The organism is Paenibacillus sp. FSL L8-0638 (assembly GCF_038593075.1).
Lineage (GTDB): Bacteria > Bacillota > Bacilli > Paenibacillales > Paenibacillaceae > Paenibacillus > Paenibacillus polymyxa_D.
In genome coordinates this window covers 3,081,375-3,098,507 of the sequence record NZ_CP151960.1, presented here as the reverse complement: position 1 = coordinate 3,098,507, position 17,133 = coordinate 3,081,375, and the positions used below count along the sequence as shown (strand labels likewise).

The 17,133-nt window shown below is 44.1% G+C and carries 16 protein-coding genes; 13 read left to right on the top strand and 3 right to left on the bottom strand.

The features are described from left to right. Positions 1 to 296 precede the first annotated feature (296 nt). The gene (locus tag MKY35_RS13425; RefSeq protein ID WP_322252722.1) at positions 297 to 1,214 is read right to left on the bottom strand and encodes an AEC family transporter; all 918 of its coding nucleotides are present in this window, start codon (positions 1,212 to 1,214) and stop codon (positions 297 to 299) included. A gap of 251 nt (positions 1,215 to 1,465) precedes the next feature. Between MKY35_RS13425 and MKY35_RS13420 the strand changes: the two genes are divergently transcribed. Together MKY35_RS13420 and MKY35_RS13415 are read left to right on the top strand one after the other, a co-directional pair. Then, entirely contained in the window at positions 1,466 to 2,467 is a 1,002-nt protein-coding gene (locus tag MKY35_RS13420; RefSeq protein WP_322252720.1) for a copper amine oxidase N-terminal domain-containing protein, read from the top strand. 201 nt (positions 2,468 to 2,668) lie between these two features. Continuing rightward, entirely contained in the window at positions 2,669 to 3,457 is a 789-nt protein-coding gene (locus MKY35_RS13415) for an SDR family oxidoreductase (protein WP_322252719.1), read from the top strand. 94 nt (positions 3,458 to 3,551) lie between these two features. On the opposite strand, the gene MKY35_RS13410 is transcribed toward MKY35_RS13415, so the two are convergent. Then, a complete protein-coding gene (locus tag MKY35_RS13410; RefSeq protein ID WP_342443970.1) occupies positions 3,552 to 4,280 on the bottom strand; it encodes a DsbA family oxidoreductase in 729 nt (242 codons plus the stop codon). A gap of 211 nt (positions 4,281 to 4,491) precedes the next feature. Here MKY35_RS13410 and MKY35_RS13405 point away from each other — a divergent pair, with 211 nt between their 5' ends. The 11 genes from MKY35_RS13405 (at position 4,492) to MKY35_RS13355 (ending at position 16,599) form a co-directional block, all read left to right on the top strand. Beyond that, positions 4,492 to 5,520: a LacI family DNA-binding transcriptional regulator gene (locus MKY35_RS13405; RefSeq protein ID WP_342443969.1), complete on the top strand. Its 1,029-nt coding sequence runs from the start codon at positions 4,492 to 4,494 to the stop codon at positions 5,518 to 5,520. After that, positions 5,513 to 6,391, top strand: coding sequence for a ribokinase (rbsK, locus tag MKY35_RS13400; protein WP_069011915.1), 879 nt, complete (start codon positions 5,513 to 5,515; stop codon positions 6,389 to 6,391). The genes MKY35_RS13405 and rbsK overlap by 8 nt, the downstream gene beginning before the upstream one ends. A gap of 1 nt (position 6,392) precedes the next feature. Continuing rightward, the gene (rbsD, locus tag MKY35_RS13395; protein ID WP_340955546.1) at positions 6,393 to 6,827 is read left to right on the top strand and encodes a D-ribose pyranase; all 435 of its coding nucleotides are present in this window, start codon (positions 6,393 to 6,395) and stop codon (positions 6,825 to 6,827) included. Between the two features lie 30 nt (positions 6,828 to 6,857). Beyond that, entirely contained in the window at positions 6,858 to 8,339 is a 1,482-nt protein-coding gene (locus MKY35_RS13390; protein ID WP_342426244.1) for a sugar ABC transporter ATP-binding protein, read from the top strand. Between the two features lies 1 nt (position 8,340). After that, positions 8,341 to 9,309, top strand: coding sequence for a ribose ABC transporter permease (rbsC, locus tag MKY35_RS13385; protein WP_013310465.1), 969 nt, complete (start codon positions 8,341 to 8,343; stop codon positions 9,307 to 9,309). 33 nt (positions 9,310 to 9,342) lie between these two features. Next, positions 9,343 to 10,263, top strand: a complete 921-nt coding sequence (gene rbsB, locus MKY35_RS13380; RefSeq protein WP_342443968.1) for a ribose ABC transporter substrate-binding protein RbsB — start codon at positions 9,343 to 9,345, stop codon at positions 10,261 to 10,263. 220 nt (positions 10,264 to 10,483) lie between these two features. Next, positions 10,484 to 11,491, top strand: a complete 1,008-nt coding sequence (locus tag MKY35_RS13375; protein WP_342443967.1) for an ABC transporter substrate-binding protein — start codon at positions 10,484 to 10,486, stop codon at positions 11,489 to 11,491. Positions 11,492 to 11,528: 37 nt separating this feature from the next. Beyond that, positions 11,529 to 13,244: an ABC transporter ATP-binding protein gene (locus tag MKY35_RS13370; RefSeq protein ID WP_342443966.1), complete on the top strand. Its 1,716-nt coding sequence runs from the start codon at positions 11,529 to 11,531 to the stop codon at positions 13,242 to 13,244. 37 nt (positions 13,245 to 13,281) lie between these two features. Beyond that, on the top strand, positions 13,282 to 14,262 hold the full coding sequence (locus tag MKY35_RS13365) for an ABC transporter substrate-binding protein (RefSeq protein WP_342443965.1): 981 nt from the start codon (positions 13,282 to 13,284) through the stop codon (positions 14,260 to 14,262). Between the two features lie 224 nt (positions 14,263 to 14,486). Then, positions 14,487 to 15,551 carry an iron ABC transporter permease gene (locus MKY35_RS13360; protein ID WP_342443964.1) on the top strand — a complete coding sequence of 355 codons (1,065 nt, stop codon included), beginning with the start codon at positions 14,487 to 14,489 and terminating at the stop codon, positions 15,549 to 15,551. Between the two features lies 1 nt (position 15,552). Then, complete coding sequence (locus MKY35_RS13355; protein WP_322252709.1) at positions 15,553 to 16,599, top strand: iron ABC transporter permease; 1,047 nt, start codon at positions 15,553 to 15,555, stop codon at positions 16,597 to 16,599. A 115-nt stretch (positions 16,600 to 16,714) separates the two neighbouring features. Here MKY35_RS13355 and MKY35_RS13350 read toward each other — a convergent pair whose 3' ends face one another. Then, the gene (locus MKY35_RS13350) at positions 16,715 to 16,882 is read right to left on the bottom strand and encodes a hypothetical protein (RefSeq protein WP_007432475.1); all 168 of its coding nucleotides are present in this window, start codon (positions 16,880 to 16,882) and stop codon (positions 16,715 to 16,717) included. Positions 16,883 to 17,133: the final 251 nt, after the last annotated feature.

The following is a 17,133-nucleotide window of genomic DNA, read 5'->3' as shown; positions in this document are numbered from 1 at the left end:
TGGCTTTATTTTTGACGATCTTATTGTCCCGCATTCTTTTTTTAGGAAAAAGCAACGACAAGTTGAAAACAGCAACTAATAGAGATTCAAATTAAATAATATAATTATTTCACTATATGAAAAATTCATAATAGAAAAAACTCTTGCTCGCATACAATCTCCACAAAACAAACACACCACTTTAAGTAAAAAAATGAAACATTAACGAGAACATACGTTCTTTTATTTCGAAAAAGAAACGCTCCTGTCCTTAGACAAAAAGCGTCTCTAATCCATTTTTTATATTATCATACACCTCAAACAAGATGCCGGGATACTGAAATTAACAGTGTCATCGTAATGACATTCATAATCGTCGAAAGTAATACTGTTTGTGCGGCAAAATCGGGTTCATTTTTATATTCTTCCGCCAAAATACTTGTATTAACTCCGGTAGGCATACCCGATGCAATGAGTAAGGCTTGAGCGGGAATCCCTTTAAGACCCAGTAGCAAGACGAGCATAAAACCGACCAGTGGACCTGCAATCAGGCGTAGTACCATACTGATGTATACGGCTGTCCGGCGCAAACGAAAGGGATATTGCACAATTTGTGCTCCCAAAGTAAGTAGAGCCACGGCAACCATCGACTGACTAATATATTTCAAAGGTTCAGCCAGTAAATTAGGCAACGGACTATGCAACAGATTTAGGAGCAAACCTAGTGCAAGTGCATAAGGTACAGGCATTTTCAAAAAATTAATTAAAATTTTTCGAGTGTTAGCCTTACCGTTCTGTACAACAAAAGTACCGTATGTAAATGTAACAAAGCTTTGAAAGGTCATAATCAGAGCCTGAACGGAAATGGCTAGCGGATCACCTTTGAACACCAACTGATTGATTGGTAGACCATAATTTCCTGAATTATCTAGCATAACACTGTTTGTAAATGCTCCACGCATTCCGGGGCTGTATTTCAACGATCTGGCGACGGTAGTGCTGATTACGTACAGAATAGCTATGTACAAGGCATAAAAAAGTGAAACCTCACCCATGAGCATTAAAGAAATTTCCGAGTGATATAGACCCGTAAACACAACTGCGGGGGTGATATAGTAAAAATTGATTTTAGCTAAGGTATACAAATCCAGTCGAAAATAATATTGCATGATACAACCAAAACCGATAAGTACAAAAATAGGTAAAACAACGTCCAAAAGAATGGTGCCGAACATGTCTGTTTCATCTTCTTTCTATTATGCGAATGTAAAGGCTGTTTCTTATAAATGCATGGGCATTTTCTCATTATACTGTGTAAATAGGTTAGGCGTATAATAAAATTTTATAGTGGTTTTGGTAATCTGGACTGCAGCTATAGTGGTGTCTCACACATTAAATAAAAAAAGATAAAAAATCAGCTTAGAGAAGCCGTTAATACATCTAGGGACATTTGAGCCCGGTCTTTACTATAAGGAGGAATCGCATCATGAGAAACACTTGGACAGCTTTACTAGCGTGTATACTGGTCTTGGGATTGGCAGCGGGAACCGCTGAAGCCAAGCAGGGACGCGGAAATGATCAGGAGAACAAACAGGAAGCAAAGACGTCTGTTAAAGACGGGAATGAAAAGAGCGGGGAAGAGCTAATCAATCCCCATGACTCAGACAATGATCAGTCCGAAAAACAAAAGGACAAAGCATCCGGTAAAAAGGATGAAAACAGTAAAAAAGAAAAACACGCAGAAATCAGAAAAACTGAACCTGTTGCAGTAACGGATGATACATACGGAGAGTCCAAAGACCATAATGGTCACAAGGGACGCAACGGTTACAAGGGTCTGCTTCACGCGGTAGAAAATACGAAGGATAAGCCGGCAGGAGCGGTTATTGCGAATCTGCTGCTTACGAAATACCCGGACCGTTTGACTTCGGAGCAGGTTGCTGAACTTGAATTGATCCGGAATTCTGGTAAAGCACTGACTGAGGCAGCTGAGCTACTGGCTGAAAACGGAAATGTGACAGATGCCGTTTACATGCAGAAGGAGGCGGTACTGGCTAATGTGTCCGATCTTGACAGCTACAAAAAGCTGGGTGAATTCTCGAAGAAGGCCGGACGGCCGTCGGGTATGAAGCTGTTCGTGAATGGTGAAGAATACGATGCCAAACCGATTAACCGCAATGGGACCACACTTGTTCCGTTTAGAACAGCTTCCGAAGCTTTGGATGCAAAGGTTTCCTGGGATCCGAAAGAAAAGGCTGTTACTGTCACCCGTAACGGCGTGTCCGTCAAATTATTTGTTAACAGTCCGAAAGCATATATTAACGGTCAGCCGTATTCTATCGAGCAGCCAGCATCCATAGTGGATGGGACGACAATGGTACCTGTAAGGGTAATCGGAGAGGCCTTGGGGACAAATGTTAAATGGGAGCCTGAGAGCCAGTCCATTGTTGTATACGAGCAGCCAACAACACCTGCATCAACATCATAACGTGCTGTAACAAATATTTTGTAAACAAAAAGGGCCCTGACTAAATGTCAGGCCTTTTCGTTTTACCTTGCATGAATGATTTCGTATTCTTTTTAATGGTGAGAAGATAGATAGCCTCCATGACACTACCAGGCTATTCGCATTATGTGCTGGTCATGTGTACAATTAAATAGAGAACACTGACAAAAGGGAGTGTTATAGATGGATTTAGGATTAACGGAAAAAGCAGCCTTTGTTGCAGGTTCCAGTAAAGGACTCGGCAAGGCAAGCGCACGGGAGCTGGCACGCGAGGGTGCGAATGTCATCATTTCAGGACGGAACGAAGCAGAGCTTCAGCGGACGCAGGCGGAATTACTGGAAACAGCGAGTGGCCGCGTTGAATATGTAGTTTGCGATGTAACAAAACCAGAAGATATCTCCCAGGCCATCCGTCGTACAGTCGATTTGTTTGGCACCGTTGATATTTTGGTTAACAATGCGGGTGGGCCTCCTGCCGGTACCTTTGATGATTTTACTGATGAAGTGTGGATGCAGGCCTTTGAACAAAATTTACTTAGTCATATCCGGTTGATCCGTGAGGTGTTACCCTATATGAAAAAACAACAAAGCGGTAGGATATTAAATATTGCTTCTTCCTCAGTTAAGCAGCCAATTCCGGGACTAATCATTTCAAATACGCTACGTACTGGAGTCGCTGGATTGGCGAAAACATTGTCTCTGGAATTGGCTCCTCATAATATTCTGGTACATACTGTAGCACCGGGGAGAATTGCAACCGATCGCGTGCGTAGCTTGGACGAGCATCGAGCTGAGAAAACCCAGCAAACGACGGATCAGGTTCGAAAACAAGCAGAAGAGGGCATTCCATTGGGGCGGTATGGAGAGCCTGAAGAGTTCGGTAAAGTTGTCGCTTTTCTGGCGTCTTCAGCTTCATCCTATTTGACAGGGAGCACCATCCTTGTGGATGGCGGAATGATTAAATCGTTATAAAATAAAGAAGCGTGCCAGCCTCAGGTTTAATAGAGGGCTGGCACGCTTTTTTAAAATTTATTTAGGGAGTTGGAAATGTTCATTCAAGGACTGTTCAGCTCTCGCGGCCTGGAAGTTCACAACCCTCATCCGTACATACACCACCTGCATCCTGTTTGGACGAGCTGCCGCTTATCATAGTGAAAGGTGAGCGTTCATCCCATGCTTTTTGAAGTGCGTCATGAAATACTTCCTCCGGCTGGGCACCAGAAACGGCAAATTTTCGATCAAATACAAAGAATGGTACACCCTGAACACCCAACTCAGCGCCTTCGGCTTCATCAGCTCTAACTTCGTCGGTAAAACGGTCACTGGCTAATATAGCAGCCGCTTCCTTTTGATCTAGACCAACTTCAGTAGCCAGCGCTGCCAGCACTTCATGATCCCCTGTATGCTTGCCTTCGATGAAAACAGCATGGAATAAGCGCTCGCTCAGCTCCAGCATTTTGCCTTGTGTTTGAGCCCATAGTGTTAAGCGGTGAGCATCAAGAGAGTTTGTTGGCACCATGGCATGAATATTGTAATTAAGACCCGCAGAGCGTGCGTTTTCGTTCATTCGATCATTCATAGCCTGAGCCTCTTGCAGACTGACGCCATATTTAGCTGATAGTTCTTCATTGATCGTTTTACCACTATCTCTCACAGCACTCGGGTTCAACTCGAAACTCTTGAATGTCAATTGCACCTCATCGCGATGTGGGAATTGCTGTAATACTTGCTCCAAACGGCGCTTGCCAATATAACAAAATGGACACATATAGTCAGACCAAACTTCGATATTCATCAGGAAAAGCCTCCATGTATACGTATTTTATTAAGTAACCGGGAGTAGTGCTCCCCACTTTAGTATGTGTTTAAAGGTGAAACTCCATTAGTTACAAAAAGAATTATAAAGCTAAAGCATCCAACGTGCAAATAATTAATGCTTGTCAAAAAATTAATGCTGTGATATTTTATATGTGTAACCGGTTACACATTGGAGTTGAACCTACACTATGACAACAATTAAAGAAGTCGCCAGCTTTGCAGGGGTTTCCGTAGCAACCGTTTCCAGAGTTATCAATGAAACTGGATATGTACATGAGGATACACGGCGAAAGGTTGAGGCTGCTGTGAAGCAGTTAAATTACAAGCCTAATGAAGTTGCACGTTCTTTGTATAAAAAGAAATCTAGATTAATAGGTCTCTTGCTGCCGGATATTACGAACCCTTACTTTCCCTTGTTAGCTCGTGGGGTGGAGGATCGAATGCAGGAAAATGATTTTCGGATTATTTTCGGTAATAGTGATGAAGATCGTCAAAAAGAATTGGATTACATGGATACTTTTGTTCAAAATAATGTCGTTGGTGTTATTTCTTCTACCAATGATCCCGATGCCGATTGTTACGCCAAACTGAAGATCCCGGTCGTTTTTCTCGATCGAACTTCCAGTGACAGCCTCTCCGTATATGCAGATGGAGCCCATGGCGGTTGCTTGGCTGCTCAAGAAATGGTTGCACGCGGCAGCAAACAAATTACAGTCATGCAGGGCCCTGCACATATTCGTCCAGCACAAGACCGTTTTCGCGGGGCGGTTGAAAAGCTTCAGCAATCCGGAATTGCTTACCATGTGGTCGAGACAACGTCCTTTTCGTTCAAGGAGGCCGAGTCGTGGGCCAAAGAGCTGTTTAGCAAGTATCCCGATACGGACGGAGTTATCGCAAGTAATGATATCGTGGCTACAGCGGTGATGCATGAGGCACATAGATTAGGAAAGAAAATCCCGGATGATGTTCAAATTATCGGGTTTGATGATATACCACTAAGTAGTTTGTTATTCCCGCCTTTGTCAACGATTCGACAGCCTGCTTATGAAATGGGCTGGGAAGCAGCAGGACTACTCATTCAGTTGATTGAGCATTCGCAAGTAACGAAGTCAAGTGTACCTAATCTTCATTCGAAAGTACTTACCTATTCAAGCATACAATTGCCCGTCAAATTTATAGAACGGGATACAACGAGAAGGGTGGATAATGATGGCTAAAATTTCGATTATCGGAAGCAGTTCTATGGATCTCGTAGTTACTTCGTCCAAACGTCCCGGTGCTGGTGAAACGGTATTGGGTGAAAGCTTCACAACCGTACCTGGAGGTAAAGGAGCCAATCAGGCAGTAGCCGCAGCACGACTCGGAGCCGACGTTACGATGATTGGACGAGTAGGGGATGATCATTTTGGGAAGCAGATTTTACGTAATTTTGAAGAAAATCATGTTCATACTGATTATGTGAAACCGGTTACACATATGGAAAGCGGTACAGCGCATATTATACTAGCTGAAGGCGATAACAGTATTGTCGTGGTAAAAGCAGCGAATAATGAAGTGACACCCGCCTATGTGGAAGAAGCGCTTGACGTCATCCGAAGCTCGGATATTGTGCTAATTCAACAGGAAATACCAACAGAAACGGTTGTTTACGTAAGCGAGATTTGTGCGAAATACCAGATACCCTTGTTGCTGAATCCAGCCCCGGCTCGTGAAGTGGAGGAAAGCGTAATTGCGAATGCGACCTACATTACGCCTAATGAGCATGAAGCTGCCATTATGTTTAAGGATTTAAGTCTTCAAGAAGCGCTGCGCAAATATCCCAACAAGCTGTTTGTGACTGAGGGCAGCAACGGTGTACGGTTCTTCGACGGAGAACAGGAAGTCGTGGTTCCTACTTATAAAGTAGAAGCTATTGATACGACAGGTGCAGGAGATACGTTTAACGCTGCTTTTGCAGTGGCTTTAGCTGAAGGAAATTCGCTGGCAGACAGTGTGAAATTTGCTAATCGTGCTGCGTCATTATCCGTTACCAAATTTGGAGCCCAAGGTGGAATGCCAACCCGTCGTGAAGTGGAGGAGCAAATATAATATGAAGAAACATGGAATCCTAAACAGTCATATATCCAAAATACTGTCGGATCTCGGCCACACTGACTATATTGTCGTGGCTGATGCTGGCTTACCTGTTCCTGAAGGCGTTACCAAAATTGATTTGGCCCTTAAACTGGGTGTTCCATCCTTTCAGGACGTCGTTGATGTCATTGCAGCAGATATGGTGATCGAAAAAGTAACGCTGGCCGAAGAAATCAAACAAGAAAATGAACAAGCATTACAGTATATTATGCACAACTTTGCAGGGGAGCAATTAGAACAGCCACAGATTAGTAAGCAAGTTGCCGTCATTGAGTTTTGCTCTCATGAACAATTCAAAGAGTTGACCCGTTATGCAAAGGCGATCATTCGTACAGGAGAGGCTAAACCGTATGCCAATTGTATTTTGCAGGCAGGAGTTCATTTTGGATAAATCAATGTTGAATAAAAAGGAGGGTACAGCATGCAGATTCAAATGAAAGGAATTCACAAAGCCTTTGGAACCAATCAGGTACTGAGTGGTGTTCACTTTGATCTTCGTGAAGGAGAAGTACATGCCCTCATGGGTGAAAATGGTGCAGGCAAATCAACGCTGATGAATATTCTAATCGGACTGCATCGGCGAGATGAGGGAACGATCATCATTGACGGCCAGGAAACCTATTTTGCTGACCCCAAAGAAGCGGAGCAAAAAGGAATTGCTTTTATTCATCAGGAACTGAATGTGTGGCCGGAGATGACTGTGCTGGAAAATCTGTTTATCGGCAAGGAAATGACCTCCAAGTGGGGCTTACTAGATAGCTCCAAAATGAAAGCGCTAGCAAATGAACAATTCAGCAAGCTTTCGGTAAACCTTCCATTGAACGGTGAAGCAGGCGAGTGTTCAGTGGGTCAACAGCAGATGATTGAAATTGCCAAAGCACTCATGACAGATGCTAAAGTTATCGTGATGGATGAGCCGACAGCCGCCTTAACTGAACGGGAAATTCAGAAGCTGTTCGAGGTTATTACTTCCTTGAAAAAAGATGGTGTTTCGATTGTGTATATTTCACATCGGATGGAGGAAATATTCGCGATCTGTGATCGGATTACCATCATGCGTGACGGGAAAACGGTCGATACTCAGGCGATTCCCGATACGAATTTTGATGAGGTTGTACGGAAAATGGTGGGTAGAGAGCTGACTGAACGCTACCCGGTAAGAACGCCTGCTTTGGGAGAAGTGGTGTTGGAGGTCAAAAATGCTTCGCATAAAGGGTTATTTGAAAATGTGAACTTCACTGTACGATCTGGGGAAATTGTAGGTTTTTCAGGCTTGATGGGCTCGGGACGGACCGAGATCATGCGTGCGTTATTTGGACTGGATGCTTTGGATCGTGGTGAGATTCATGTGCGTGGAAAAAAGGTGTCTATTCGTAAGCCGGATGATGCGGTGAAACTAGGGATTGGTTTCATTACAGAAGACCGGAAAGATGAGGGCTTGGTGCTGGATTTTTCCATCCGTGAAAACATGGTGCTGCCAAATCTCTTCAGCTTTACCTCAAAAGGATTTATTTCAGGTAAAAAAGAGTTGGATTTTGTTAACACTTTAATTAAGCGCTTACAAATTAAAACCCAATCGGGCGAAACAACGGTTCGCAGTTTGTCAGGTGGTAATCAGCAAAAGGTGGTTATTGCCAAATGGGTAGGTATTGGGCCAAATGTACTCATTCTTGACGAACCGACGAGAGGTGTGGACGTGGGAGCCAAGCGGGAAATCTACCAGTTGATGAACGAGCTGACCGAACGTGGAGTCGCGATTATCATGGTATCCTCGGAACTCCCTGAGGTACTCGGCATGAGCGATCGTATTGTCGTGGTGCACGAGGGAAAGATCAGCGGAGAGCTGAGCAGGGAAGAAGCCACACAAGAAAATATTATGACGCTAGCTACAGGAGGACAGTAATATGACAACTATGAATGAATCAAAAAGCAGCAAAGGCTTTCAAATGTCACAAATCACACAGAAGCTTGGCCCATTGTTGGGGCTCATTATTTTGGTAATCATTGTATCGGTCTTAAATCCCAGCTTTTTGGAACCGCTTAATATTTTGAATTTATTGCGCCAGGTATCCATTAATGCGTTGATTGCGTTCGGTATGACCTTCGTTATTCTCACAGGCGGAATTGATTTGTCAGTCGGCTCCATATTAGCACTATCCAGTGCGTTTGTCGCAAATATGATGCTGGCCGGGTTCGATCCTATTTTGGCGATTATCATCGGTTGTGCATTGGGTGGCGTGATGGGGATGGTCAACGGCTTGATGATTACGAAAGGTAAAATGGCTCCGTTTATCGCTACACTAGCAACCATGACTATTTTCAGAGGATTGACACTCGTTTATACCAACGGTAACCCTATTACAGGACTCGGAGACAGTCTGGTATTTCAATTGTTCGGACGTGGCTATCAGTTCGGTATTCCGGTTCCAGCGATTACGATGCTCATTACCTTTGCTGTCCTGTGGATCATTTTGCATAAAACACCATTCGGACGCAAAACGTATGCCATTGGTGGTAATGAGAAGGCTTCGATTGTATCAGGTATTAAAGTACCACGTGTAAAAATCTGGATTTATTCTCTGGCTGGAATGCTTTCCGCGTTGGCGGGAGCTATCTTGACTTCACGTTTGAACTCGGCGCAACCGACAGCAGGTACTTCTTATGAATTGGACGCCATTGCAGCTGTCGTATTAGGTGGAACAAGCCTCTCGGGAGGACGCGGACGAATCGTAGGTACATTAATTGGTGTGCTTATCATCGGTACACTAAACAATGGCTTGAACTTGCTGGGGGTTAATTCTTTTTATCAAATGGTAGTAAAAGGGATAGTCATCGCTATTGCTGTACTGATTGACCGAAAAAAATCCGCATAATACACCTAATCTGCGTAGAAGGAGACACAAAATATGAAAAAGCTTACATTAATCATGACTGCCTTGCTGCTCCTGCTCATAACAGGGTGTTCCTTGGAACCGCCCGAATGGGCGAAACCTAAAGCGGCCGCGAACCTGAAGGACATCAAAATCGGCTTGTCGATCTCAACACTGAATAATCCATTCTTCGTTTCTCTCAAAGACGGAGTTGTGACAGAGGCCAAAAAACAAGGAATGCAGGTTATTGTTGTGGATGCACAAAATGATTCGGCGAAACAAAGTAATGACGTGGATGATCTGATTCAACAGGGAGTAAACGCGTTACTTATAAATCCGACAGATTCGTCGGCCATCTCCACAGTGGTACAATCAGCGAATGCATTGAACATCCCGGTGATTACACTGGATCGTTCTGCTGACAAAGGCGATGTAAAAGCACTCGTCGCTTCAGACAACGTAGAGGGAGGACGAATGGCTGCCAGATATGTGATTGATCAAGTTGGAAAAGGTGCCAAGGTGATTGAGCTGGAAGGTGTCCCAGGAGCATCAGCTACCCGTGAACGCGGAAAAGGATTTCATGAAGTAGCAGATAAGGATCTGAAAGTCATAGCTAAACAATCGGCCGATTTTGATCGGACCAAAGGTTTGAACGTGATGGAAAATCTGCTGCAAGGCAACCCGGACGTTCAGGCAGTATTTGCCCACAATGATGAAATGGCGTTGGGTGCGATCGAAGCAATCCAAAGCTCAGGTAAGAACATTCCAGTCATCGGTTTTGACGGTAACGAGGATGCGCTTAAATCAATTAAGGAAGGGAAACTGACAGCCACCGTAGCTCAGCAACCCGAGCTTATTGGTCAATTGGCGGTGCAGGCAGCCAAGGATGTACTTCAAGGTAAAACCGTGAAAACATCCATTCCCGCTAAGCTGGAGTTAGTGGATCAATCGAAATAAAAAGGGCGCTTGACCCAACATATTAAGCTATTCGGACTGATGCTGTAATGCGCATCAGTTCTTTTTTTTGGCTATTCTACGATGACGATACATACACATAAATGGAAGTTTTTTATTTTTGTATTGTAAGAAGAGACGGTAAAAGATAGAATAACAATTATATGATAATGAGAATCACTATCATATTATGAATTGTATATATCTAAGGAGGACGTATATTGTGCAACAAAGGTACAGATTAAAATGGGAATCCACGCTTTGTCTTGTGGTTCTTTTGATGGTTGTATTGAGTGCATGTGGAAACGCAGCTAGCAACAACCAGACAAACGACAAGACCAGCACTAATGATCCTTCCGGACAATCCAAAACGGTTGTCATGCGCGAATATACTGATGCTACTGGTAATAAGATCAGTATCCCTGCAAATCCACAGCGAGTTGTCACGACACAATATTTGGATGCTATGCTGGCCTTGGGAGTTAAGCCTGCAGGTGCTGCTTCCCATTTGTTGGAAGGCGACTATTTAAAAGGTAAGATTGACGGAGTTGCGGATATTGGGAACCCGACAAATGTAGAAAAGGTGCTGGAGTTACAACCGGACCTGATCATCACAACAGAATATACCACGCCAGAAGTGAAGGAGCAGCTGGAGAAAATTGCTCCAACCGTGGTCGTTTCGTTTGGAGATGGCGACGTATTTGAGCAACTGCGGAATGTCGCAGCCGTGCTGGGTAAGGACAAGGAAGCCGAGCAGTGGATCGCTAGTTTCAACAAAAAGGCTGAGGAAGGTCGAAAGAAGCTGGTTGGAAAATTCAAAAAAGATGAAACGGTTACGATTTATATGGCCTACGAGAAGAATGTGTTAAGAGTATACGGAGCGCGGAATGTAGGACATGTTATTTACCGTTCACTGGAATTGAATCCTCCTGAGTACATACGCCAGAAGCTGGCGAAGGACCCGAGATTTAATTATGTTTATGATGTTATTTCAATGGAAAAGCTGCCTGAACTATCAGGAGACCGAATTATTATGCTGGTTTATGATGAAGCGAGCAAGGACGGAATGCTTAAGCAAATTGAACAAAGTGCACTGTGGAGAAATCTTCCGGCTGTCAAGAACCACAAAGTGTATTTCATCAAAGCGGATCCGTGGTTTACGTACTCACCGCTAGCCGTTGACCAATCTCTGGATGAGGCCGTTAAAATGTTTTCCGTTGATCCGAAGTGATCAGTTCAATTGAAATTAGAAAGGAGAAGTCATGACTATGCTTAGACGATTTTTTGAATACTACCGTCCTTACCGGACTTTGTTCATTATTGATTTCTCTTGTGCCTTGCTAGCTGCATTGCTGGAGCTGGCTTTTCCGCTTGCAGTTAATCGGGTGGTCGATGATTTGCTCCCCAGCGGGAACTGGAAATGGATTTTATATGCCTGTCTAGCTCTACTCGGGATTTATGTCGTCAGTGCTGCGCTGAATTACGTAGTTACCTATTGGGGGCACAAGCTGGGTATTAACATCGAATCGGACATGCGTAAAAAGCTGTTTGATCGGGTACAAAAGCAATCTTTTCGCTTTTTTGACAATAACAAAACAGGGCATCTCGTTTCCCGTATGACCAACGACCTGATGGATATTGGGGAAATTGCCCACCACGGACCCGAAGATTTGTTCATCGCGTTGATGACACTGGGGGGAGCCTTTGGTATCATGCTCAGCATTAACTGGAAGCTGGCTGTACTGACTTTCATCATTGTACCCCTCATGATTTACTTGTCTCTTTATTTCAGCCGTAAAATGTCTGCTGCTTTCCATCGTATGTTTTCTGATATTGCGGATTATAACGCTCGCATTGAAAATAATGTCAGCGGGATTCGCGTTGTTCAAGCGTTCTCCAACGAAGCACATGAAATGGAACGTTTTGCTGAGAATAATGGACGTTTTCGTAAAACGAAGCTGATCGCGTACCGGATTATGGCCTGGAATTCCTCGATTAGTTTTATACTAATGAAGCTGGTTTCATTGTTTGTGCTTGTGTGTGGAACATGGTTTGTTATCGAAGGGCAGATGACCTACGGGGAATTTATCGCATTTGTGATGCTGTCTAATGTATTCCTGGGGCCAATTAAACAAATTAATTCTGTCATCGAAACGTATCCGAAAGGGATTGCCGGCTTCCGACGGTACCTGGATTTGCTGGAAAGTGAATCGGATGTAGAAAATCTGCCTGGGGCCAAGGCGGTTAGCCATCTTAATGGAGATATTCAATTTGCAGGTGTAACGTTTGGTTACGAAAACAAAGATAAGGTATTACGCAAAGTAGACCTATCTATCCATGCAGGTGAAACCGTAGCACTTGTAGGTCCTTCAGGAGCAGGTAAAACGACACTTTGCAGTTTGTTGCCTCGCTTCTATGATGTCGAGGAAGGTAGCATTACCATTGATGGGATGGATATCCGTGAAATGAAGCTGGATTCGCTGCGATCCATGATTGGTATCGTACAGCAAGATGTATTCCTCTTTGATGGAACGATTCGTGAAAATATCGCTTACGGTAAGCTTGATGCTTCGGAAGAAGAAATCTGGGATGCTGCTCGTCGAGCTCAGATTGAAGACCTTGTTCGCTCATATCCGGATGGTCTGGATACAATGATCGGTGAGCGAGGTGTAAAGCTCTCCGGTGGTCAAAAGCAACGTTTGTCTATTGCCCGGATGTTCCTTAAAAATCCGCCTATTCTCATTTTAGATGAAGCGACATCAGCATTGGATACAGAGACAGAAGCCGCGATTCAGCAGGCGCTGACAGAGCTTTCCCAAGGTCGCACGACACTCGTTATCGCCCATCGTCTGGCAACAATCAAAAATGCTGACCGCATTATCGTAGTTGCAGATCAAGGAATTGCCGAGCAAGGCAGACATGAAGAGTTATTGGCAGTAAAAGGAGCATATAGTCGCCTGCACCAAGCTCAATATGGAACGTAAATAGGCCGATATGACATCGTAAATAGAGAGAGGAAGATTGGGCTTGACAAAGAAAATGTGGATTGTGATGATGCTTCTGTCAGTCATTTTAGTTCTTACCGCCTGTAGTGGAAACGTGAAGCAACCGGATGAAAAGCAGAATCAAACTTCTAGTGAACAAAAGTCAGAGGAAATGAAAACAGTCAAAACGATTCATGGAGATATTAAGATTCCGGTTCACCCTCAGCGGATTGTAGTAGATATGTACCAGAATGATTTATTAGCACTAGGAATTAAACCTGTGGGAAGTGTTAAATATTATCTGGATAATCCGTTTTCGAAGGAGCTTGTGCAGGGCATTGCAAGCATTGGAGATCGCGGTAGTGTATCCATTGAAAAAGTATTGGCTCTACAGCCGGATATGATTCTGATTGGTTCCAAAGATGCTTCTGAATATGAGAAATATAGTAAAATTGCTCCGACCATCGTCATTCCTTATGGAACGTATAAAAATGTGCATGAGGAACTGACAGCTTTTGGTGAGCTACTTGGAAAAGAACAGGAAGCCAAAACATGGCTTGCCCAATACGATCAGCGGATGCAGGCTGCACGTGACAAGCTAAAGGGTATTATTCAGCCTGAGGATACGTTCACCGTAATGGAAGCTTCGGATAAAGAATACTATGTATATGGTGATAATTTTGGCAGAGGAGGACAGGCCGTATACAGAGGACTCAATTTGATACCTCCGCCGCTTGTCCAAAAAGAATTATTAGGTGAGACTCAATGGAAGTCGGTGTCAAAAGAAGTCATTAATCAATATGCAGGCTCTTATATCTTTCTGACGGTTAACAAGGATTTGAGAGGTTACAAAGGAGACAGCATATGGAAATCACTGAATGCGGTCCGGCAAGGTAAGGTTTTTGAGCTTCAGGAGGATCGATATTGGTACTTCGACCCGATTGCCATTGTAGGACAAGCTGAGGAAATCGCAGATATGATCGTCCAGCGGAATAAAGAGAACGCCGCACAGAAGTAGTCGTTTCGGTGTTGTTCGCAGCCCTTTGGTATTTATGCCGAAGGGCTTTATTTTTTCACAATAGGGTAGAGCATTAGGCACTCCTCGAAATTTGCTATTGAAGCTATTGCCACATTAATTTACAATAGTAAAGATTGCGTGATAATAATTCTCATTATCAACATCATCTTCAACACAGTTCGTGATAGCTACATACTATTCAACAGTAAGGGTGAACAATAGTTATGAAATTATCAGAATCATCAGATGGCCCCGCTCAAAGTAAACATAACCAGTCGCCGACTCAATTCCACTCGCGACCTTGGGCGGCTACGCTTATCCTGACAGTTGGGCTTGGAATTTTAGCGTTCGGTATCGCGCTATCCCTATCTTTTGGTGCAGCCTCTATTAGGCTAGAAGAGGTATGGAACGCTGTTTTTCATTTTAAACCCGAGTTGCAAAACCATCAAATTATTTGGGAAATCCGTCTACCTCGAATTCTGGGTGGGGTTTTAATCGGTGTTTGCTTTGCCGTTGCAGGTGCAATTATGCAAGGAATGACTCGAAATCCACTTGCTGACTCGGGCTTGCTTGGACTGAACTCGGGAGCCAGCTTGGCGATGGCGATTTGCTTTGCACTTTTTCCGGGTTCTTCTTTTTTACAATTAATGTTGTATTCTTTCGTTGGTGCAGCTCTGGCTGTTGTGATGGTATATGGTACAAGTTCTATATCCAAATCAGGTCTTACGCCAGTTCGTCTTGTATTAGCGGGTGCAGCTGTCACGGCATTGCTGTCTGCCTTAGGAGATGCGATCAGTTTGTACTTTAATGTTGGACAGGATTTGGCTTTTTGGTATGCCGGAGGGCTTAGTGGAACCAAGTGGGTTCAGCTCGGTATAGTTTTGCCTTGGGTTGTGGCAGCTTTTATCGGCGCTCTCATGTTGTCGCGCTCCATTACGCTGCTTAGTCTGGGAGACGAAATTGCATTGAGTCTTGGTCAGCGAACTGGGGTGGTAAAGGTAGTTGGAATGATTCTTGTTCTGATTCTGGCGGGTGCAGCGGTGTCATTGGTTGGCTCTATAGGTTTTGTGGGATTGATTATTCCCCATATAACCCGCAAGCTGGTTGGCGTCGATTATCGCTGGATTATTCCGTGCTCGGCCATTATGGGAGCTTTACTCATTGTGTTTGCCGACCTGGCAGCCCGTATGATTAATGCGCCTGAGGAGACACCAGTGGGTGTACTTATTGCCTTAATTGGGGCTCCGTTCTTCCTTTATCTGGCACGTAAGGAAAGGAGGGCACTGTAAAATGAATAACGTTACGAATGGGGCTATTGCCAAAGCTAGTCATCGTAAAAAAATCCATGATTGGATGGTTGTTGTCATTCTGCTCATATTGCTCATTGCTGCGTTCACCATAAGTGCAAATACGGGAACCATCCGGCTTTCGCCAATGGAGCTATTTAGAACTTTGTTTGGGCAAGGGACTCCACAGCAGGAATTAATCCTATTTGAATTCCGATTGCCACGAATGGTTATTTCCCTTCTAATCGGTGCAGGCCTCGCTGTTTCTGGCTGCATCATGCAGGGAGTTTCGCGTAACGGTCTAGCGGACCCTGGTATTCTGGGGATTAATGCGGGCGCCGGGCTGATGGTCATGCTGTTTGTATTGCTTTTTCCATCAATGCAAACTACGAATTCATTGTTTTTACTTCCCGCTCTTGCGCTGATTGGATCAGGAGCAGCTGCCATTCTGATCTACGCGCTTTCTTATAAGAAAGGCGAAGGAATTTCGCCAACAAGGCTACTGCTGAGCGGGATTGGTGTAGCGGCGGGTATCAGTGCTGCGATGATCATTATGACTCTTAAGCTGACACCTGAAAGCTACACGTTTGTAGCTAATTGGTTAGCAGGAAGTATCTGGGGCTCAAACTGGAAATTCGTAATGGCTCTGTTGCCTTGGCTGATTGTATTGCTTCCTTTTGCATACTACAAAGCAAATGTGATGAATGTGCTTAATCTGGGGGATCAGACCGCATCGGGGTTGGGTACACCTATCGAAAAGGAACGTATTCTCCTTCTGGCTGCTGCGGTTGGATTGGCCAGTTCTAGTGTTTCGGTTAGTGGCGGTATCGGCTTTGTCGGTTTGGTGGCTCCACATTTGGCGAGAAAGCTGGTGGGCCCGAAGCATAAAATGTTGCTGGTAACCTGTGCTTTAGTCGGAGCACTCCTGGTACTTGTAGCGGACACGATCACACGATCCTTACCTTTACAGAAAGAAATTCCAACAGGTTTGATTGTAGCCATCCTTGGTGCGCCATACTTCTTATATCTGCTGAGTCGCTCCAAAGGGTAACATCACGAAAGAGTATCACCTGTCAATTAAAGGCTACATACAACAAATAACCTTCAACACCACTAAAAAGTGGGGCTGAAGGTTATTTGTTCATTTGATTTAGCAGTCTTTCATCTCAACGGGAAGTATTCAAGGCATGAGAGGTTTGATGCAGCTCTCTGATCATTTTATGCAACGTGTAATTTTCCTGACGTGTCACGCCGTGTTGATTTTCCTGAACCAGCAATTGATGGATGTTTCGTTTTAAAATTTCACTTCGACGTTCCAGCATTTCGGTACTCATAAATAAATGAACACTCCCTTTGTCATGAATAAACCTACATTTTGAAATGAGCATAGGCCGAATATAAGGTTTCCTTTCGACTTCTTTAAGTATATCGTGCTGAATGATCAAGGGAAAACGGAGCGAGACTGCAAATTACTTTTTCTCATCATCCATGCCGTGTCGACAGCGACTCACCCCATGAGTTCTTAGATATACTTCCTGATGCTGGCGATAACAAGGGATTAGGGGCAATTAACTTAATGTATATA